At 37.3% G+C, this 21,832-nt stretch carries 17 protein-coding genes; 10 read left to right on the forward strand and 7 right to left on the reverse strand.

Annotation, left to right across the window (positions count from 1 at the left end; translation table 11 throughout):
• Window positions 1-11 precede the first annotated feature (11 nt).
• From PT603_RS13390 to PT603_RS13415, 6 genes are read left to right on the forward strand one after another with little or no spacing between them, the layout of a single operon-like run.
• Window positions 12-3,830, forward strand: a complete 3,819-nt coding sequence (locus PT603_RS13390; protein WP_040488577.1) for an efflux RND transporter permease subunit — start codon at window positions 12-14, stop codon at window positions 3,828-3,830.
• 40 nt (window positions 3,831-3,870) lie between these two features.
• Entirely contained in the window at window positions 3,871-5,088 is a 1,218-nt protein-coding gene (locus PT603_RS13395) for a TolC family protein (protein WP_162097715.1), read from the forward strand.
• A 15-nt stretch (window positions 5,089-5,103) separates the two neighbouring features.
• Window positions 5,104-6,816, forward strand: a complete 1,713-nt coding sequence (locus PT603_RS13400; protein ID WP_008237807.1) for an efflux RND transporter periplasmic adaptor subunit — start codon at window positions 5,104-5,106, stop codon at window positions 6,814-6,816.
• 1 nt (window position 6,817) lies between these two features.
• Window positions 6,818-7,546, forward strand: a complete 729-nt coding sequence (locus PT603_RS13405) for a heavy-metal-associated domain-containing protein (protein WP_008237809.1) — start codon at window positions 6,818-6,820, stop codon at window positions 7,544-7,546.
• A gap of 3 nt (window positions 7,547-7,549) precedes the next feature.
• Window positions 7,550-8,266, forward strand: coding sequence for a PepSY domain-containing protein (locus tag PT603_RS13410; RefSeq protein ID WP_008237810.1), 717 nt, complete (start codon window positions 7,550-7,552; stop codon window positions 8,264-8,266).
• Between the two features lie 17 nt (window positions 8,267-8,283).
• Window positions 8,284-8,709 (forward strand): heavy-metal-associated domain-containing protein, encoded by a 426-nt coding sequence (locus tag PT603_RS13415; protein ID WP_040488578.1) that lies wholly within the window; start codon window positions 8,284-8,286, stop codon window positions 8,707-8,709.
• Between the two features lie 65 nt (window positions 8,710-8,774).
• Here PT603_RS13415 and groL read toward each other — a convergent pair whose 3' ends face one another.
• The 7 genes from groL to miaB all read right to left on the reverse strand — a co-directional run bounded on the left by groL (window position 8,775) and on the right by miaB (window position 15,538).
• Entirely contained in the window at window positions 8,775-10,403 is a 1,629-nt protein-coding gene (gene groL / locus PT603_RS13420; protein WP_008237812.1) for a chaperonin GroEL, read from the reverse strand.
• A gap of 82 nt (window positions 10,404-10,485) precedes the next feature.
• Window positions 10,486-10,764: a co-chaperone GroES gene (locus PT603_RS13425; RefSeq protein ID WP_008237813.1), complete on the reverse strand. Its 279-nt coding sequence runs from the start codon at window positions 10,762-10,764 to the stop codon at window positions 10,486-10,488.
• Window positions 10,765-10,909: 145 nt separating this feature from the next.
• Window positions 10,910-11,248 (reverse strand): preprotein translocase subunit SecG, encoded by a 339-nt coding sequence (gene secG / locus PT603_RS13430; RefSeq protein WP_008237814.1) that lies wholly within the window; start codon window positions 11,246-11,248, stop codon window positions 10,910-10,912.
• Between the two features lie 9 nt (window positions 11,249-11,257).
• Window positions 11,258-12,166 (reverse strand): tetratricopeptide repeat protein, encoded by a 909-nt coding sequence (locus PT603_RS13435; protein WP_008237815.1) that lies wholly within the window; start codon window positions 12,164-12,166, stop codon window positions 11,258-11,260.
• 24 nt (window positions 12,167-12,190) lie between these two features.
• Entirely contained in the window at window positions 12,191-12,694 is a 504-nt protein-coding gene (locus PT603_RS13440) for an LptE family protein (protein ID WP_008237816.1), read from the reverse strand.
• A 67-nt stretch (window positions 12,695-12,761) separates the two neighbouring features.
• Window positions 12,762-14,033, reverse strand: a complete 1,272-nt coding sequence (locus tag PT603_RS13445; protein WP_008237818.1) for a sigma-54 interaction domain-containing protein — start codon at window positions 14,031-14,033, stop codon at window positions 12,762-12,764.
• Window positions 14,034-14,092: 59 nt separating this feature from the next.
• On the reverse strand, window positions 14,093-15,538 hold the full coding sequence (gene miaB / locus PT603_RS13450) for a tRNA (N6-isopentenyl adenosine(37)-C2)-methylthiotransferase MiaB (RefSeq protein WP_008237820.1): 1,446 nt from the start codon (window positions 15,536-15,538) through the stop codon (window positions 14,093-14,095).
• 209 nt (window positions 15,539-15,747) lie between these two features.
• Here miaB and PT603_RS13455 point away from each other — a divergent pair, with 209 nt between their 5' ends.
• The 4 genes from PT603_RS13455 to porK all read left to right on the forward strand — a co-directional run bounded on the left by PT603_RS13455 (window position 15,748) and on the right by porK (window position 21,818).
• The gene (locus tag PT603_RS13455; RefSeq protein WP_008237821.1) at window positions 15,748-16,524 is read left to right on the forward strand and encodes a hypothetical protein; all 777 of its coding nucleotides are present in this window, start codon (window positions 15,748-15,750) and stop codon (window positions 16,522-16,524) included.
• Between the two features lie 70 nt (window positions 16,525-16,594).
• On the forward strand, window positions 16,595-19,123 hold the full coding sequence (gene topA / locus PT603_RS13460) for a type I DNA topoisomerase (protein ID WP_008237824.1): 2,529 nt from the start codon (window positions 16,595-16,597) through the stop codon (window positions 19,121-19,123).
• A gap of 2 nt (window positions 19,124-19,125) precedes the next feature.
• A complete protein-coding gene (locus PT603_RS13465; RefSeq protein ID WP_008237826.1) occupies window positions 19,126-20,283 on the forward strand; it encodes a formimidoylglutamase in 1,158 nt (385 codons plus the stop codon).
• Between the two features lie 152 nt (window positions 20,284-20,435).
• Window positions 20,436-21,818, forward strand: a complete 1,383-nt coding sequence (gene porK, locus PT603_RS13470) for a T9SS ring complex lipoprotein PorK/GldK (protein ID WP_008237827.1) — start codon at window positions 20,436-20,438, stop codon at window positions 21,816-21,818.
• Window positions 21,819-21,832 lie beyond the last annotated feature (14 nt).

A 21,832-nucleotide genomic window follows, 5' to 3' on the forward strand; every position in this document is an offset into this window, starting at 1 on the left:
TAGATAAAATTATGTTTCAGAAAATTATACACTATTTTTTGCATAACCGATTAGTAACAATGTTGTTGCTTATTGGTTTTGTAGGCTGGGGATTGTCCACAGCACCTTTTAATTGGGATACCGGGTTTCTTCCTAAGAATCCTGTTCCTGTAGATGCCATTCCTGATATAGGAGAAAATCAACAAATTGTTTTTACTGATTGGCCGGGAAGATCTCCCCAAGATGTGGAAGATCAGATTACGTATCCTTTGACGACTTCATTATTAGGGATTTCAGGAGTGAAGTCTATTCGCAGTACTTCAATGTTTGGTTTTTCAAGCATTTATATCATTTTTAATGAAGATGTTGAGTTTTATTGGTCTCGTTCTAGAGTACTTGAAAAATTGAATTCGCTACCATCAGGGTTGTTGCCTCAAGGCGTTCAGCCTACTTTAGGACCTGATGCTACGGCACTTGGTCAGGTGTTTTGGTACACCTTGGAAGGGAGAGATTCTTTAGGTAATGTTACTGGGGGATGGGATTTGCATGAATTACGTACTACACAAGATTACTTTGTAAAGTATGGATTGAATGCGGTTGAAGGAGTTTCTGAAGTAGCCTCAGTTGGGGGGTATGTAAGAGAATACCAAATTGATGTTAATCCGGAGGCTTTAAAGGCCTACAATATTGGGATTGATAAGGTGATGATGGCCGTTAAAAATTCAAATCGTGATGTAGGGGCCCAAACCGTTGAAATTAATAATGCCGAGTACCTTATTCGTGGTTTAGGATATATAAAGTCTTTAAAAGATATTGAGCAAACAGTGGTAGCTGTTAATCAAAACAAGCCTGTTTTAATAAAGGACATAGCTGTTGTCTCATTAGGGCCTCAAACGGTTAGAGGTGCCCTTGATAAAGGAGGTGCTGAAGTTGTTGGTGGTGTCGTTGTAGCCCGATATGGTTCCAATCCGTTGGCAGTTATAAACAATGTAAAGGATAAAATAGAAGAGATTGCACCAGGTCTTCCTCGAAAAACACTAAGTGATGGGACAGTTAGTCAACTTACAATAGTTCCTTTTTATGATCGGACTCATCTGATAACTGAGACCATAAGTACCCTTGAACATGCTTTGACTGATGAAATTTTAATTACCATATTGGTGGTAATTGTGTTGGTTTTAAACCTTAGAGCTTCTGTTCTTATCTCAATTTTGCTTCCTGTGGCGGTATTAATGACTTTCATTGTAATGCGTTATGCTGGGGTAGATGCAAATGTGGTTGCTCTCTCGGGAATTGCCATTGCAATTGGGGTTATGGTTGATGTAGGTATCGTATTTGTAGAGAATATGCTGCGACATTTTGAAATGCAAGATCAAGAAAAAATGTCAAAGTCCGAAGTGCTAAGCCTTATATATAAATCTACCATAGAAGTGGCTCCTGCTGTTTCTACGGCGTTAGCCACTACTATTGTGAGCTTTCTGCCTGTTTTTTTTATGGAACATGCCGAAGGGAAGTTGTTTAAGCCTCTTGCTTTTACAAAAACATTTGCACTTGGGGCAGCCTTTGTTATAGGAATGGTGATACTTCCAGCGCTTTCATATTATATGTTTTCTTTTAGATTACATAGAGAAAAAATTGCTAAAGCATGGAATATTTCGTTAATGGTAGCTGGGATTATTTTGGCTATTGTATTTAAAATGTGGTTGCCATTAGTTTTAGTCTTACTCGGGTCATTGTATTTTTTACAACCGAAAATTAATTTTATAGGTAAGTATTCTAAAGAATTAATTTTAGCCATTATCCTTTTGGTGACAATTGGTATTTTGAGTGATTCGTGGAGTCCTTTGGGATTGCAATCCGGAATTGTGTCCAATTATATTTTTGTAATAGTACTGTTGAGTCTGATTCTACTGGCACTCTGGTCAGTGGTTAAGTATTATGAGACCATTTTAAGGTGGTGTCTACAAAACAAAGGAACTTTTTTGATGCTTCCTGTAATCACTATTATGCTAGGGCTGGTCATTTGGCTAGGGTTTCCTAAAATCTTTGGGTTTGTGCCTAAGACCTTTGATAAAATAGGCTGGAATGTACGCACAACTTCTGTATGGTCCGGATTGGCTCATACCTTTCCAGGAGTAGGAAAGGAATTTATGCCATCTCTTAACGAAGGTAGTTTTTTATTAATGCCTACAGCTATGCCCCATGTCGGGGTAGCAGAGAGTAAACGTATTCTTCAACAATTGGATATGGTAATTACTCAAATACCAGAAGTGGAAGTTTCTGTTGGGAAATTGGGAAGAGTAGAAAGTGCGCTTGATCCAGCACCAATATCTATGTATGAGAATGTGATAAATTATAAGTCAGAATTTTATACAGATCCATCAGGAGAGATGCATAAGTATAAGGTTGATTCAGAAGGCCGTTTTATACTGGATAATGGAAGTGTGTTAAGTAATGATGACATAATTTTACAAGGAATATCACCAGAACGATTGCAATATGATAAACGAGGACGTTATCTACGAAATTGGAGAAGTCATGTTAAAAGCCCTGATGATATCTGGAATGAAATTGTAAAAGCATCTCAGTTGCCTGGAGTAACTTCTGCACCTAAACTTCAACCCATAGAGACTAGACTGGTAATGCTGCAAACCGGTATGCGTGCGCCAATGGGTATTAAGGTTTATGGGCCTAACCTAGAAACAATCCAGGCTTTTGGATTGGAGCTAGAGTCAATTTTAAAAGAAGTTCCTTCGGTAAAGCATGAGGCAGTTTTTGCCGACAGGATTGTGGGGAAACCTTATTTGCAATTAGATATTGATAGGGACGCCATTGCTAGATTTGGTCTTAGCATTGAAGAAACGCAACAACTTATTGAAACAGCAATTGGAGGAATGCCAGTTTCTACTACGGTTGAAGGTAGAGAGCGTTATCCAATACGCGTTCGATACCCGAGAGAGTTAAGAGACGATCCTGAAAAAATCAAAAAAATATTAGTTCCAACACCTACAGGTGCTCAAATACCATTGGGGGACTTGATAACCGTAAATTATCTTAAAGGACCTCAAATGATAAAAAGTGAAGACACCTTTTTAGTCGGATATGTTCTTTTTGATAAAAAGGAGGCTTTTGCCGAGGTGGATGTTGTCGATGAGGCACAGGAATTAATTCAACAGAAAATATCACAAGGGTTATTAGAAGTTCCAGCGGGAGTAAGTTATAAGTTTTCTGGTAACTATGAGAATCAAGTGAGGGCGGTGAAGCGTTTGGCTTTGGTAATTCCTATTTGTTTGCTCATTATTTTCTTACTGCTTTATTTTCAGTTTAAAACAATTATTGCGTCTACCATTCACTTCTCAGGTGTTTTTGTTGCATTTGCTGGTGGATTCATAATGATTTGGTTATATGGACAGGAATGGTTTATGAATTTTGCTATTGGAGAAACTCATATGAGAGATCTTTTCCAAATGCAAACAGTCAATTTGAGTGTCGCTGTTTGGGTTGGGTTTATAGCATTATTTGGTATAGCCACAGATGATGGCGTTCTTATGGGTACTTATATTCACCAAGTGTTTGAGGAGAAAAATCCTCAGACTGTTCCTGCAGTTCGAGCAGCAGTTTTAGAAGCTGGGCTAAAACGTGTACGACCTGCAATGATGACTACCGCGGTAACTATTATCGCACTTCTTCCTGTACTAACCTCTACAGGTAAAGGATCTGATATTATGGTGCCTATGGCCATTCCAACAGTAGGAGGAATGCTTATACAGATCATGACCATTTTTGTAGTGCCAGTATTACAGGCGTATTGGAGAGAAACAGTTGTAAAAAAGAATAGCAATGAAGCTTAAAATGAATTTAAAATATATTGTTAGTTTAGTTTGCTGGGTTATGGCAACAATAACAATTCAGTCACAGGAACTTGATACTTATCTTAAGATAGCTATACAAAACAGTCCTCAAGTAAAGGCTGCTTACAGTACATTTGAGGCAGCTCTTCAAAGAACACCTCAAGCTAATGCATTACCAGACCCTATGCTTACTGCAAGTGCATTTGGGAAAATGATGGAAACCAGATTAGGGGCACAAGAGGCACGTTTTACTCTTATGCAAACCTTTCCTTGGTTTGGAACATTGGGGGCTAAAAAAGAGGTGAGTCAACAACAAGCTGAGGCTGCTTTTCAAAACTATTTAGAAGTACGTAATGAGGTACTTTTAAATGTCAAAAAACTGTATGCTGAATTATATCTTGTTGATCAGACCGTTCTTCTCGAGGAAAAAAATGTGAACGTATTGGAACAATATCGTTCCCTTGCCCTTAATGCTTTTGAAAATGGAAAAGGTTCAATGGCTGATGTTTTGAGGGTTGATATTACTATTAATAAGGCAAAGACTAATTTGGCTCTTTTGCAAAGTCGAATAGCTCCAATGAAGGCTGGTTTCAATGCCATGTTAAATAGGTCCATTAAAGAGGAAGTGGTTATTTCAAGTATGCTCCCCTTAAAACCACTTCAAGAGCGTCGTTATGATGAGAATCTTTTTTCGAATAATCCTAGAATGAGTGCCTTACAACGTCAGTTAGCCTCACTAGAGGCCCAGCAACAAGTTGTGCAAAAAGAAGGACTTCCGGTGGTGGGATTAGGAGTTGACTATTCAATTCTTAGTAAGTATGATACAATGACTATGGCTAATAATGGGCAAGATGCTGTTATGCCTATGTTGTCAATTTCACTTCCTATTTTTCGTTCGAAATATAAAGCGAAACAAAAGGAGGTGACCTTTCAAGTGGAATCAAAAATTCATGAACAAGAGGCTCTGGCTAATAGTTTGATGGCAACCTATCATATGGCAAGTTTCGAAGAGGAACAAGCACACAAGTTAATAGCCCTATATAATAAACAAATTCAAATTGCGCAGCAGAATCTTCAATTGTTGTTGTCAGCTTATAGTAACTCTACGGAAGAGTTTAATGAAGTTTTGGCCGTTCAGCAAGAACTATTAACCTATCAAATAGAGCTGATCTCACAATTAAAAATTGCTTTTGTGTCACAGGCAACAATTGAGTTTTTATTGTTTGATAATACATCAGAAAATACCGATGAAAATTAAAAAACACCTAAGAAAATGAGAACTAAAAGAACAATAGGATATAGCATACTGATTTTAATAATCGGAATATTTTTAGGTTGGGCTATTTTTGGTAGCAGTAACCACAATGGTCATGCACATGAGGAAGGGGTAAATGAAGCTCAAATTTGGACTTGTTCAATGGACCCCCAGGTTAGACAAAACGAACCAGGAAAATGCCCCCTTTGTGGAATGGATTTAATTCCATTGGAAAATATGGATACAGGCGGAAGTCCCAATACGGTTGTTATGGGCAAGGACGCTGTTAGGTTGGCTAATATATCAACCATAACAATAGGATTTCAGGATGCTAAGAAAGAGCTGAGGCTTAATGGAAAAGTCCAGGTAGATGAACGAAAGGTGTATGCGCAAACAACACATATCCCTGGTCGAATAGAACAGCTTACCATTAATTTTACAGGTGAAACAGTGTCAAGGGGGCAGCAACTCGCTCAGGTATATTCACCTGATCTTATGACGGCTCAAGAAGAATTACTTCAAGCCTTCCGGATAAAAGAATCGCAACCAGAACTTTATGAAGCAGCTAAACAGAAACTTCGAAATTGGCGGATTTCAGAAAGTAGTATTCAAAAGATCATAAGTACTCAAAAGCCGATTCAACGCTTTTCAATTACAGCCGATGTTTCGGGTGTAGTGACAGAAAAGAAGGCTAATCTAGGAGATTATGTTGATCGTGGTATAGCCTTGTATGAAATTGCAGATTTGTCAAGTGTTTGGGTGTTGTTTGATGTGTATGAGGCTGATATGGCTTGGGTTAAAAAGGGTGATAAAGTAAATTATACGATAGCATCGTTGCCTGGAGAAAGTTTTGAAGGAGTGGTGTCTTTTGTAGATCCATTTATAAATCCGGAAACTAGAGTTGCTACCGCTCGTGTTGAAGTGAAAAATACGAATGGGATGTTGAAGCCAGAAATGTTCGCTACAGGTCTGGTGATTCCTAAACAGGCTTACATTCAAGAATCTCAGGTTATTGTACCAAAGTCTGCCGTACTTTGGACAGGTGAACGTTCAGTAATCTATGTGAAAAAGGAAGTGGATGAGATGATGCATTTTGAACTTCGTGAAGTTACTTTAGGAGCTTCACTTGGAGAAAACTATGTGGTGAAAAACGGGTTGCAATTAGGAGAAGAGGTTGTTGTTAATGGAACATTTACTGTGGACGCAGCTGCTCAATTGGCAGGTAAGCCTAGCATGATGAATCACGAACAGTTGCCACTTCCTGTAAATGCGGAAGACGTATCATTTGTTGAAGTCAGTAAAGATGCCAAGAAGGCAATGCAGCAGGTAATAACTGATTATTTAATTTTAAAAGATGCGTTGGTGTCAGCAGATAAATTAGTAGCTCAAAAGCAACTAGGTTTATTGATGAATGATTTTGAAAAGGTTGGAATGCAATTGCCTGGTTCGGTTTGGGAACCCTATAAAATTGCATTTACCGAAGTGTTAAAAAGTATGGGGAGCAAAGATTTGGAGGCAATACGAAAGCTTTTTAAACCGTTATCTCAATCCATGATCGCCATGGTTCAACAGTTTAAGCCTCATAGTGATGCTCTTTATGTCCAATATTGTCCTATGTTTGAGGGAGATAAGGGGGGAAGTTGGTTAAGTATTTCTAAAGATATAAAAAATCCATATTTTGGTGATATGATGCTTAGCTGTGGAGAAGTAAAGAAGGAAATAAAACCATAAAATGACACACACCTATACGATAACGGGAATGACAGGAAAGGGATGCCAATCTTCAGTTGAAGAGTCCCTTAAAAAAGTGGATGGGGTTTTACAAGCCAAGGTTGATTTAAAGAGAGAAGAAGTTCAAATAACCATGGAAAGTCATATTCCGTTAGAGTATTTTCAGAAAATTTTAGCCCCTAATTATGGAATAACCATTAAGGATTCGGGTAATGTTTTTGCTAAAGCAACTGTACTTCCTCCTGGATTACAGAAAAGCGAATGGCAACAACTGTTTCCCATGTTTTTAATCTTAGGCTATATCAGTGTGGTATCTGTACTTATGAATATTAATTCCCTTGTGGTGAGCAATATTATACTTCAATTTCTGGGACTTTATTACGTCGTGTTTAGTTTCTTTAAATTACTCGACCTAAATGGATTTTCTATTAGCTTCGCTATGTATGACGCGATAGCGAAGTACGTGCCTATATATGGTAAAATTTATCCTTTTTTGGAAGTTGCTATTGGAGTACTGTTATTGTTGAAGTATCAATTGATATTGGCTTTAGTGACGGCAATTTTTACTTTAGGTGCAACAACAATTGGTGTGATTCGTGTATTAATGGAAAAGAAGCAGCTGCGATGTGTTAGTTTGGGAACAACATTAAATATACCTCTTACTAAAGCAATCCTAATAGAAAAAATGGTAATACTATTTATGGCTTGTTGGATGTTAATTAATTTGTAATATATGGTAAATAGAAAAGTTTCCATGCGCATAAGAAAGGTACATAGGTATTTGGGTGTGTTTTTAGGTATTCAGTTTTTGTTTTGGACTATTAGTGGGTTGTATTTTAGTTGGACTGATATTGATGAAATTCATGGTGATCATTTAATGAAACCAATGGGTGAAAAACACCAAATGCAATTTGAAAATTTGAGCTCGCCGTCAGAATTAGTTAATAAGCCTATCTATAGTATCGGCATTAAAGAAATTAATCATCAGCCTTATTATTGGATAAATGAATCTGAATTAATACATGCTCGAACCGGTATTGAAAAAGAGAATATTACTCAAGAAGAGGCCAAAGAGATTGCTAATAGTCAAATGGTGTCAGGGTTAGTTGTCAAGGAAATCAAATTGCTTACTGAAGTTGGTAAACACCATGAATATAGAGGGAAACCATTGCCTGTTTGGGAAATTACCTATGATCATCTTGATCACATTAAAGCTTATGTAAGTGCTGCAGATGGTACCTTTCAGAAGGTGCGATTTCGTGCATGGAGATGGTTTGATTTTTTATGGATGACACATACTATGGATTACGAGGGTAGAGATGATTTTAATAATATAGTCCTCAGAGCATTTTCGCTATTAGGTCTAATTACAGTGCTAAGTGGTTTTGTATTGTGGTTTGTATCCTCAGCTACAGTACGTCGCTTATTTAATAAAAGTAAACAACAATAATTTTTAAAAACAACAAAATGAGAAAATTGATGTTCGGTGCGGCTATCATGTCGCTAATGTTCCTAGGAGCATGTAAAAATGAAGGTAAAAAAGACGAAGCAGCTACAGTTTCGACAGAATTAGCTATGGGAGATATGGCTACCTTTGGTGTACGCGGTAATTGTGGCATGTGTAAGGCTACTATAGAAAAAGCGGCTACAGCTCTAGAAGGAGTATCCAAAGCTGATTGGAGTGTTGCTAAAAAACAGATAGCTGTTACGTATGATGCATCAAAAACAAACATTGAAGCTATTCATCAAGCAATTGCGGCAGCGGGGTATGATACAGAAAAAGCTACTGGAAATTTAGGTGCTTACGAGAATTTGCCTGCTTGTTGTAAATATGACCATAGCATGGAAATGAATCAATCTGGTGATGGTCCAGCAGAAGGAGCACATCATTAAGATATGATTGACAATAAAAAAATCCGAAGCAAAACTTCGGATTTTTTTATTATTCATGATTTCTATTACATCATACCTGGCATTCCACCCCCCATTGGAGGACCAGCAGGTACATCTTCCTTAATGTCAACAAGTGCGCATTCTGTTGTAAGAATCATTCCAGCTACAGAGGCTGCGTTTTCAAGTGCTACACGAGTTACTTTCTTAGGGTCTATTATACCAGCTTTAAGCATGTCTACATATTCGTCTGTTTTAGCATTATATCCAAAGTCTTTTTTACCTTCAAGAACTTTAGCGACTACTACAGAGCCTTCACCACCAGCATTTTCAACAATTGTACGTAATGGGGATTCAATAGCTTTGGTTACTATTTGTATACCTGTAGCTTCATCAGGATTAATGGCCTTAACTTTTTCAAGAATAGCTTTAGTACGTACCAAAGCAACCCCACCACCTGCTACAATACCTTCTTCAACAGCTGCACGAGTAGCATGTAATGCGTCGTCAACACGGTCTTTCTTTTCTTTCATTTCTACTTCAGAAGCTGCTCCTACGTATAGTACGGCAACACCTCCAGCTAATTTAGCCAAGCGTTCCTGAAGCTTTTCACGATCATAGTCTGAAGTGGTAGTTTCTATTTGAGCTTTAATTTGGTTAACACGTGCTTTGATGTTGTCGTGATCACCAGCGCCATTTACTAGGGTAGTGTTGTCTTTATCAATAGTAACTTTTTCAGCTCTACCTAACATCTCTACTGTAGCATTTTCTAATGTAAAGCCTCTTTCTTCTGCAATTACAGTACCACCAGTTAGAATAGCAATATCTTCTAACATTGCTTTTCTTCTATCTCCGAAACCAGGTGCTTTTACAGCTGCAATTTTAAGTGCACCACGTAGTTTATTAACTACTAATGTTGCTAAGGCTTCTCCATCAACATCTTCAGCAACGATCAATAAAGGTTTTCCACTTTGAGCTACTGGCTCTAAAACAGGAAGTAAATCTTTCATTGAAGAGATTTTCTTGTCGTAAAGTAGAATAAATGGATTGTCAAGTTCGGTTACCATCTTCTCTGAATCAGTAACAAAATATGGTGACAAATAACCACGGTCAAATTGCATTCCTTCTACAACGTCAACATATGTATCTGTACCTTTAGCCTCCTCAACTGTAATAACACCTTCTTTGCCTACCTTTTTAAAGGCTGTTGCAATAAGATCACCAATAGTTTCGTCGTTATTAGCTGAGATTGCCGCAACTTGTTTTATTTTTTCTGAAGAGTCACCTACTTCTTTAGCTTGTTTTCCAAGTTCCTCTACAATGGCTTCTACTGCCTTGTCAATTCCTCTTTTTAGGTCCATTGGATTTGCTCCAGCTGCCACGTTTTTTAAGCCTTCTTTTACGATAGCTTGTGCTAATACTGTCGCAGTAGTGGTACCATCACCAGCCAAGTCATTAGTTTTAGAGGCAACCTCCTTCACCATTTGCGCTCCCATATTTTCTAGGGCATCTTGCAATTCGATTTCTTTAGCAACAGAAACCCCATCTTTAGTTACTGTTGGGCCACCAAATGATTTACTTATGATAACATTTCTTCCCTTTGGTCCTAAAGTTACTTTTACAGCATTAGCTAGTGCATCTACGCCTCTTTTAAGGCCATCACGTGCTTCAATATCAAATTTTATGTCTTTTGCCATAATTCAATTTTTTCAAAAATTAGTAATAATCTAAAGTCTGTATTTTTATTATTTCTATAGTGTCAAGAAATAATTTACGTGATTATACAATAGCGAATATGTCGCTTTCACGCATGATTAGGTAATCTTTGCCTTCAAGTTTTAGCTCAGTTCCGGCGTATTTTCCATAAAGTACTGTATCGCCTACTTTTACTGTTACAGGCTCGTCTTTTGTGCCTGGTCCTACGGCTACAACGGTGCCACGTTGCGGTTTTTCTTTTGCAGTGTCTGGAATAATAATTCCTGATGCTGTAGTCGTTTCAGCAGCAGCAGGTTCAATAAGAACTCTGTCTGCAAGTGGTTTGATGTTTACTTTAGCCATTTTTGTATGATTTTATAAATATGGTTGTTTTTTCTTTTACTCTTTTTGGCAGAAACTATGCCAATTGATTTTTATGTCAGCTTGTGAAATAAAAAATGCCAGCTTGTCAGCAAGCCGGCATTTAAATATCGATCATGTTCTTGTATTATTCTTGCGAAGTAGAATCTGGAGTTGTGTTTACAGGAGTGTCAGGTAATACATTGTCTACTTTTTGACCTTCAAGCAATTTTGAATCAGAGCTTCCAGAGCCAGTTTTGATTGCAGTATTAGACAAAAGAATTAAGACAATAAGTAATGTAGCCAATGTCCAAGTACTTTTATCAAGAAAGTCTCCAGTTTTTTGCACACCTCCAACTACTTGGTTGCTACCTCCACCAAATGATGAGGACAATCCTCCTCCTTTTGGATTTTGTACCATAATGGCTAATACTAAAAGGAAGGCAACAATAAGAATGAGGAATAAAAAGATTGAAAAAGTGCTCATTTGAATTTACTAATTATTTTGTTGTATTTTTTTTATCGCTTTAATTTGGTCTGCAAAGAAACCACTTTTTTCCGGATATTTCAAAATTAAAATTTGATAGGCCTGTATTGCTTTTTTATATTTTTTTTGCTCAAGGTAAACTTTAGCCAAAGTTTCAGTCATTAATTGAGATTTTTCGACTAAAAATTCTTTAGCGAGATTTATTGTAGGACTATTGTCAACTTTAGGTTCTATCTTGGGATTGGTTTTTAAAAATTTGTCAATCAACCCAAATTTTTTCTCTTTCTCGTCAGATCCTGACTGTACATTGTTAGTAGTGGTTTCCGTTTCTCTTTCGATAGGTTGGATACGAGTGAGTTGTAGCCATTCTGTGAATGAATGTCTTTCCTCTGAAGTGAAAGTAAGAGGTTTTCCTAGTTGTAAAATGGATTCAGGTGTAGACCCTATGTTATTTTCTGACGAAGCTACACCCATGTTTTCTTCATCCTTCAAATTTTGTAATTCTTCCGTGGCCTTAGAAAGTACAGGTTGAAAAATGTCTGGATCTAGAATTGCTTCAGCTTCTTTGATTCGATCTTCGGAAGTGTCAAAATGAATAGCTCGTATTTCTTCAGAATCTACCTCGATTTCTTTCAATTGTAGTTGTTGTTCCGCTATTTTCTTGGAGATTTCATGTTGCTCAAAGTTTTTGGAGGTAATAAAGTCAAACAAAACACTTCTATCAGAAGTATAGGCAGCTGTAGTTTTGAGCGTTTGATTGTATTGAAAACTATCTTGTAGACGAAGACCTTTTAGTTGAAGAGCTCTTGCGGCTTGAAAATAGGGGTATTCCCTAATTATGATTTCCAATTCACGGGTTTGTTCTGCCGATATAGTCTCGGGTTTTTGAAGAAGGTATGTGAATTGGGAAACATTCATAGTTGTTTATTTTGAATTTTAATATTACCAGTTAGACAAAGAAGCGCTGAAAATATCTTGGGTTATACGATCAAAAATTTCTTTGAAGGCTACTGTTTGTACCGAACGAAGCTGTTCAGTGGCTCCATAGTCGTAAAAATGCGAAAATGTCTGCTCAAAGTCCTTTCCTTCTGCTGTGTTGTTTGTAAATCGAACACGAATTCTTATGGTTAGTCTGTTTTGTGCAGCTGTTTGTTGTGCAGTAGCAGTCATTGGAGAAATATAGTAGTCCGTAATTTCACCTTCATATACCAAATCCCCATTACTGGTAACCATTTGTAGGTTAGTTTGGTTATTAATAAGATCCTGAAGTGCTATTGTGAAATCACGATCTAGGTTAGGTTCCACAAGCGGGGCGTTGTTTTGGAAAAAATTTACTTGGAATGTTTTTGCATCACCAGTGCTACCTCCTGTGAAGTTGTAATATTTACAGCCTTGTAACAAAAAGAGTAGAGAAAGGGCGAAAATGAGATAATACTTGAATTTCATTTTAATATTTTTTTAATTCTACCTGAATTCATAGAATTGTTATGTCCTTGACTAATTCAAAGGTCGTTTATAAATCGTATTGTTTTATTTTTCGATATAAAGTACGCTCTGAAATACCTAGTTCAGTAGCTGCTGCTTTTCTTTTACCTTTATTCCTCTCCAATGCTTTAGTGATGAGTTCCAGTTCTTTGTCTTGTAAAGACAAGGTTTCTTCTTCTTGAATTTCCTCTGCAAAATGATATTTGTCTTCAGGAAGGGTTGTAAGTCCTTTAGGGGTCTGTGGTATGTGTACCACTTCAATAGGGTCTTCGTCTACTATATCACTTTCAAAGTCGACTTCATCTTCGTCGACATCACCGTATATTTTTTTGATAAGCGATTGGTTTTCATCTTGAACTTTTTGAGAATTTCCATGTTGCATAAGTTCAAGAGTGAGTTTTTTAAGATCATTGAGATCACCCTTCATGTCAAAAAGTACTTTATAAAGAATTTCTCTTTCATTACTGAAATCACTTTCGGCTCTGTTATTGCCTACCACAGCAGGGAGGTTGTTCTGTATATCAGGAAGATAACTTCGTAAGGTTTCGGCTGAAATTTCACGCTGTTGCTCTAATACAGAGATCTGTTCTGCCACATTTCGTAATTGTCGGATATTACCAGCCCATCTATATTTATTTAAGAGCTGTACAGCTGCCTCGTTAAGACGAATAGAAGGCATTTTATATTTTTGGGCAAAATCCGCCGCAAACTTTCTAAATAAAAGGTGGATGTCCTCCTGTCGGTCACGTAGTGGAGGGAGGTGAATTTCAACGGTACTAAGTCGATAATATAGGTCCTCTCTAAAGCGTTCTTTTTTAATGGCATCAAACATGTTGACATTAGTCGCCGCTACAATCCGGACATTGGTTTTTTGTACTTTGGATGATCCCACTTTTATAAACTCCCCGTTCTCCAATACCCTTAGTAATCGAACCTGTGTAGTTAAGGGTAACTCTCCAACTTCATCAAGAAAAATGGTACCTCCATCAGCCTCTTCAAAGTAACCGCTACGTGTTGCTGTTGCTCCTGTAAATGATCCTTTTTCGTGACCGAAAAGTTCAGAGTCAATTGTTCCCTCGGGAATTGCACCGCAGTTTACGGCGATGAATTTTCCATGTTTGCGATGTGAAAGTGAATGAATTATTTTCGGTATTGCTTCTTTACCTACTCCGCTTTCTCCAGTAACCAATACTGAAATGTCAGTCGGGGCTACCTGTATGGCTTTTTCAATAGCACGGTTTAGTTTTACATCGTTACCAATGATGCCAAAACGTTGTTTTATTGCTTGAATAGATTCCATATACCTAAATGGGTTACATAAAATTTATTTAAAGGTTTTCGTAGCCTTTTACGATACAATTAGTTGTTTTCTGAATATCCGATCGGTTCACCTATAAGCGTGGTTGAAGTACAATGGGTTATTGTTACGTTTACAAACTCACCTATTTTGTAATGCTCCTTGGGGAATACGACGACCGTATTTTGAGTATTACGACCCATCCAATGTGCATCTGATTTTTTTGAGTTTCCTTCTATTAAAACTTCCACGGTTCTTCCTACTTGTTGTTGAGTGCGAAATAAACTGTGTTCTTGTTGAAGGTTAATAATCTCGGTGAGACGACGTTTTTTTGTTTCTTCTGGGATATCATCTTCCATTTTTCGTTCAGCTAGAGTACCAGGTCTTTCTGAATATGCAAACATAAATCCGAAATCATACTTCACATACTCCATAAGACTTAGGGTATCTTGATGGTCTTCCTCTGTTTCAGTTGGAAACCCAGTTATCATATCTTGTGAGATAGCGCAATCTGGTAAAATACGTCGAATGTTATCTATAAGTTCAAAATATTCCTGTCTGGTATGAAGACGATTCATTAAGTTAAGTATTCGGTCACTTCCACTTTGAACAGGTAAATGAATGTATTTGCAGATATTGGAGTATTTGGCCATTTCTTCAATTACATCCAATGTCATATCTTGAGGGTTGGAGGTAGAAAATCGAATACGTAGCTTTGGAAAAGCTTCTGCTGTCATGCTCAATAGTTTTGCAAAATTTACCGAAGTAGCCTTTTGAATTTCTGTAGCCTTGTCAAAATCTTTTTTAAGCCCACCACCATACCAAAGGTAGCTGTCTACGTTTTGTCCTAAAAGAGTAACTTCTTTGAAACCTCTTGAAACTAAATCACCAATTTCTTCAAGAATAGACTGCGGGTCTCTACTTCGTTCACGTCCTCGGGTGAATGGAACTACGCAGAAAGTACACATATTATCACAGCCACGAGTAATGGATACAAATGCAGTTACACCATTACTGTTCAGTCTCACAGGAGCAATATCTCCATAGGTTTCATCTTTGGAGAGGATAACATTTACTGCATTTCTACCTTCATCGATTTCTTGAATAAGGTTGGGAAGGTCTTTATAAGCATCCGGACCTACCACCATATCAACAATTTTTTCTTCTTCTAAAAATTTACTTTTAAGTCGTTCCGCCATACATCCTAGAACGCCTACTTTCATTCCGGGATTGATTCTTTTTACAGCATTAAACTTCTCCAGTCTTTTACGAATAGTTTGTTCGGCTTTGTCTCTAATAGAACAGGTGTTTACCAATACCAAATCAGCCTCTTCCATAATTTGGGTTGTATTAAAACCTTCTTTGGATAGTATAGAGGCCACAATTTCACTGTCAGAAAAATTCATTTGACAGCCATAGCTTTCTATGTATAGTTTGCGTTGGTTTTCTGTTTTCTGCTCCATAACAAGGCTGTTACCTTGCTGTTTTTCGTCAATAATCTTCTCCATGAACCGAATTTATTTGTATGAAACTTACAATAAGGATGCAAAGATAAAATATAAAGTGATGTAGTGACAAATTGACAGCTCAATTTAACGCAACTTTTTAGTGTTGTAATTCTAATCGTAAACAGGCGTTACAGGTAAGGTGTTGAGTATTTTTGCATACTATTACAAATTAATACTATTTTTAGACTGAAAAATAAAACAACCAATCCATGAAAAGTGTAGCCGAAGTGCAAGCCATTATCAATGCCAACAAACCGTTGGATTTTAGTAATTTATTAAGCAGATCTATAGATTTATATATGAAAATATGGGTACAAGGTGTATTGCATGTGTTATTGGGTATTGCCTTAATAATACCTCTTTTTATAGTATTTTACCTTCCATTTTTCATGGTTATTGGTTTTGAAAATGTATTAAATGAGTCATATAATTCTTATGAAGAGATTAGTCTGTACGGAGGTTTAGTTTTAGGATTTTCTTATCTAATTCTAATTGTAGGAATATCTGCTATTTCTACTGGGTTAATGGCGAGTTTTTTTAAGGTATGTTCACAAGCTGATAGTGGTGAGTCTATTTCGTCGAATTACTTCGCTTATTTAAAAGGACCATACTTGGTTAAGTCAATAGTGTTGGGATTGCTTACAGTTGGTATTTCGATTGTTGCTGTATTACTATGTGTATTGCCGATATTTTATGTAATGGTTCCGCTGAGTTTTATAAATGTTGTTTATGCATTAAATCCACATTGGGGTGTGTCGGATATTTTAAAAATTAGCTTTTCTATTGGAAATAAGAAATGGCTTCTCGCTTTTGGATTGATTATTCTTGCCTCTATAATGTCTAGTCTAGGTTACCTGTTATGCTTTGTTGGGATTATTGCAACAGCATACTTTGGTTATATGCCACAGTATGTTATGTATGTAGATTTGATGAAAAATTCTGAAGCTCAAAAATCCTCTCAATTTTTGGAAAATACCCAAGAGTAGGCTCTCTTAAATTGAAAAAGCCACCGATAATAAAAAAATCGCATACTTTTGTAACCTAAAATTGGTGTTGATGGCAAAGAATTTAGTAATAGTGGAGTCGCCTGCGAAGGCAAAAACAATTGAAAAATTTTTAGGCAAAGATTTTAAAGTTGCTTCCAGTTATGGACATATAGCTGATTTACCTTCTAAAGAATTAGGCGTAGATGTTGAGGGAGATTTTAAACCTAAATATCGAGTGTCTAAAGACAAGAAGGAGTTGGTTAAGAATTTAAAAGACTTAGCAATAAAAGCAGAAATGGTTTGGTTGGCTAGTGATGAGGATCGGGAGGGAGAAGCTATTGCATGGCATTTAGCTGAAGAGCTTGAGTTAGATCCTTCAAAAACCAAACGTATTGTATTTAACTCCATTACTAAGAATGCTATCGATAAAGCAATTCAAAATCCAAGAGGGATTGATTATAATCTTGTGAATGCACAGCAAGCAAGACGAGTACTCGATAGATTAGTAGGATATGAACTTTCTCCGGTTTTATGGAAAAAGGTAAAAAGTGGTCTATCGGCTGGGCGAGTTCAATCAGTATCAGTAAGGCTTATAGTAGAACGCGAACGTGAAATTCAAGATTTTACACCTTTGGCTTCGTTTAAAATAACTGCCGAATTCGTCACTTCCGAAGGGAAATTAGTAAAAGCCAGACTTCCTAAGGCTTTTGACACCAAAGAAGAAGCCGAAGCATTTTTGAATAAACACATCAATGCAGAATTTACGGTGGCTGATTTGGATACTAAGCCCGCTAAAAAGTCTCCAACTGCACCATTTACAACCTCTACATTACAACAAGAAGCAGCGCGTAAACTGTATTTTTCAGTAAGTAAAACCATGAGTACTGCTCAACGTTTATATGAGTCTGGGTATATCACCTATATGCGAACTGATAGTGTTAACCTTTCTCCAGAAGCAATAGAGGCAGCCAAGACAGAAATAATAAGTACTTACGGGGAGTTATACTCTAGACCCCGGAATTATGCCTCTAAAAGTAAAGGCGCTCAGGAAGCCCATGAGGCAATACGTCCAACGGATATGTCAGTGCATTCTTTGACACTTGATAGGGATCAAGCACGTTTGTATGATTTAATATGGAAGCGAACTTTAGCATCGCAAATGAGCGATGCAGAATTGGAGCGAACAAATGTGAAGATTGATGCTTCTACTCATAAAGAGCAGTTTGTCGCTCAAGGAGAAGTGTTGATTTTTGATGGGTTTTTAAAAGTATATTTAGAGAGTCATGACGATGAAGAGGAAGAGCAAGAGGGAATGTTACCTGCCATGCGTGTAGGGGAGAATCTTGAGAATAAGAATATTACAGCTACAGAAAGATATAGCAGGCCTCCTGCTAGATATACAGAAGCATCTTTGGTAAAAAAATTAGAAGAGTTAGGTATTGGAAGACCTTCTACATACGCACCTACCATTTCGACTATTCAAAACAGAGGGTATGTTGAGAGGGGTACTGCAGAAGGTGATAAGCGTTCTTATGTACAGCTAACATTTGCTAATAATGATTTGAAAGAGAAGGTTCTTTCTGAAGTTGTTGGTGCTGATAAAGGAAAGTTAATGCCTACTGATATCGGAATGATTGTTAATGATTTTTTGGTTAACCATTTTGAAAATATACTCGACTATCATTTTACGGCTAAGGTTGAAGAGGATTTTGATAATATAGCCTCAGGGACAACTGATTGGACCGAGATGATGAAAGCCTTCTATAGCGATTTTCATCCTCAAGTAGCTCATGTTGAGGAAACCGCTGAAAGAGAGACTGGAGAGCGAGTGTTGGGAGTAGATCCTAAAAGTGGCAAACCTCTCAGTGTTCGTTTAGGTCGTTTCGGACCAATGGCGCAGATAGGAACTGTCGAGGATGAAGAAAAGCCACAATTCGCTAGTTTACTGCCAGGACAAAGTATTGATTCAATTACTTTTGAGGAAGCGTTAGAATTGTTTCAGCTTCCAAGAAAATTGGGAAGTTATGAAGGAGAAGAAGTTGAAGTGAACTCTGGACGTTTCGGACCTTATGTTCGCTTTGGGAAATCCTTTGTTTCACTAGAGAAAAGGGAAGATATTTTTGACGTTACTTTAGACAGGGCTATTGAGTTAATAAAGGGTAAACAAAAGGCGGATGCTCCTATTGCCAACTATCAAGGATTGGAAGTTACCAAGGGTGTTGGACGTTTTGGCCCATTTATTAAATGGAACGGAATGTTTATAAATGTCAATAAAAAGTATGATTTTGACCATCTCTCTTCAGGTGATATACAGGAGTTGATAGAAGATAAGTTAAAAAAGGAATCAGAGAAGGTTGTTCATGACTGGGCTGATGCAGGGATCCGAATCGAGAAAGCGCGTTGGGGACGTCACACATTGCTAAAAGGTAAAACTAAAATTGAGCTGTCAAAGGATGTGGATGCAGTTGCTATGACATTGGAACAAGCCCAGGCTCTAATCGAAAAACAAAAACCTGCTAAGGCAAAAACAAAAACCACTACAAAAAGTAAGACCACTACTAAAACCAAAGCTGCTTCTAAACCAAAAACTAAAAAATAATAATGGAGTTTGATTTTTTAAAGCCTGTTGATGATTATATCTTAGCCTTAAATCAATTACTTCCTAAACAGTCGTTAGGTCGTTCTATTAAAATACATACCCTTCAATTAGGACTGCCGTCGCTTGAAGGTGTTCGCTTGGTTCTTTTCGGAGTTTCTGAGTTTAGAGGAGGCACAGTTAAAAGTAAGGACAAAGAGGTGCTCCAAAGTTTTAGAGAAGAGTTCTATAAATTGTATCCCGGTAATTGGCATGCGCAAATTGCCGATTTGGGAGATATTATTCCTGGAGAATCTTTGGAAGACACCTATTACGCCATAAAAACTCTTGTAGCATATCTTATAAAACAGCGAGTTGTTCCTATTGTAATTGGCGGAAGCCAGGATTTAACCTTTGCAGTTTATCGGGCATTTGATCAGTTGGAACAAATGGTGAATTTGGTTTCAGTAGATAGCCGATTTGATTTTGGAATGGATGATGAACTGATCTCTACAGATTCGTATATGAGTAAAATCGTCATGGAACAACCTACAAATCTTTTTAATTATAGTAATATCGGGTATCAAACTTATTTCAATGCGCAGGAAGAATTAGATTTAATGGAACGATTGTTTTTTGAAACCTATCGTTTAGGGAATGTTATTTCGGATGTGAGTATGGTTGAGCCTATTTTGCGTGATGCGGATTTGGTTAGTGTTGATATGACCTCTGTGCAAGGGTCAACTTTGGGAGGTGGCTCTCATGTGAACCCTAATGGTTTTAACGGAAGAGAGATTTGTGCAATTTCCAGGTATGCGGGCATAAGTGATAAAGTTGCTGTGTTTGGGCTTTTTGAAACTCAATCGGGCGAATTGTTTTCTCAATTAGAAGCGCAAATAATTTGGTATTTTATTGAAGGTTTTAATTTTCGGGCTAATGAGTATCCGTTTACTTCTAAAGAGGACTATACCAAGTATATAGTGCCAACGGAGGAGGTGGAATTGCAATTTTTTAGGAGTAATAAAACGGATCGTTGGTGGATTGAAATTCCGATGACAATAAATTTAGATAATAAATTACACAGACTTGCGTTATTACCTTGCACACACCAAGATTATTTGGATGCATGTAATGATATTGTGCCAGAAAGATGGTGGAGGGCATATAAGAAAAATAATAACTAAATAACAATATTTTAATGACAAAAAGCCGGTTATCTATTGAAAATACAAGTGATTGTAGTTTTTAGAATTTTTAATTTACTATTGTTTATTTGAAAATAAATAGATAGGTTTACGTCCTTAAATCTAAGCAAACCAATTTAACCTCAAAATTTATGAAGAAGCTATTATTGTGTATAGCAGTACTTACATTTCTCTACAGCTGTGGTAAAAAAGATCGAGGTGAATTAGTAGGTGCTCCAGGTAAAAAGTGGCATCCAGAAAAGCCCTACGGGATGACATTAGTGCCAGGAGGTTCATTTATTATGGGTAAACCTGATGACGATGTTGCCCAGTTATACAATGCTCCTACCAAAACAGCTACCGTACGATCTTTTTACATGGATGAGACCGAAATTACAAACAGTCAGTACAGGCAATTTGTGGAGTGGGTAAAAGACTCCGTTGTACGCACGAGATTGGCAATTTTGGCAGACGAAATGCAGCTTACCCCGGATGACGGTGGGATAGGTGAATATGCATTTTTAGATGCTGATACAACTAACATGACCGAGTACGAGAAGTACATGTTTAATAATTATGTAGGTTTAGGTCCTACCGGTTATGAAGGAAGAAAGTTGAACAAAAAAATAAAAATTGAGTGGAGTACATCAAAGTATCCTGATCAGTATTATGCAGAGGTAATGGACTCTATGTACATTCCTGTTGATCAGACATACAATGGTAGACGTACTATTGATGTTAATAAACTGGTGTTTAAATATCAGTGGAGAGATATCAATGCTGCCGTTCAGTCAAAGACACGTAAAGATAAAAATTTCTTACGTGATGAAGAGTTAAAAATTTATCCTGATACTACAGTTTGGATAAGAGACTTTGAGTATTCGTACAATGAGCCAATGCATAATGATTATTTTTGGCATCAAGCCTATGGAGAATATCCGGTGGTTGGTGTTACATGGAATCAAGCAAGAGCATTTTGTGAATGGCGTACACTACTTAAAAACGGATATCAAAAATCTCGTGGACTTCAGCCGGTTAATAATTTTCGATTGCCAACTGAGGCAGAGTGGGAATATGCCGCACGTGGTGGTTTAGAGTCTGCTACTTATCCATGGGGAGGTCCCTATATCCTAAATGACAGAGGATGTTTCATGGCTAACTTTAAGCCGCTTCGTGGTGATTATGCAGCGGATGAGGCTTTGTATACTGTAGAAGCAAAATCGTATGATCCAAACGACTACAACTTGTATAATATGGCAGGTAATGTGGCTGAATGGACTAATTCATCGTATGACCCCAATTCCTACGAATATGTTTCAACTATGAACCCAAATGCTTATGATACCGACAATAAACGGAAGGTAATTCGCGGTGGGTCATGGAAAGATGTGGCTTACTTTCTCCAAGTGAGCACACGAGCTTTTGAGTACCAAGACACTGCCCGAAGCTATATTGGTTTTAGAACTGTACAAGATTACATGGGTACAGAAGCTACCAGTGGAAAGCAGAGTGTATTTAAGAAACAAAGAAAATAATTTTAACCAACTTA

It is taken from the genome of Imtechella halotolerans (assembly GCF_028743515.2).
GTDB lineage: Bacteria > Bacteroidota > Bacteroidia > Flavobacteriales > Flavobacteriaceae > Imtechella > Imtechella halotolerans.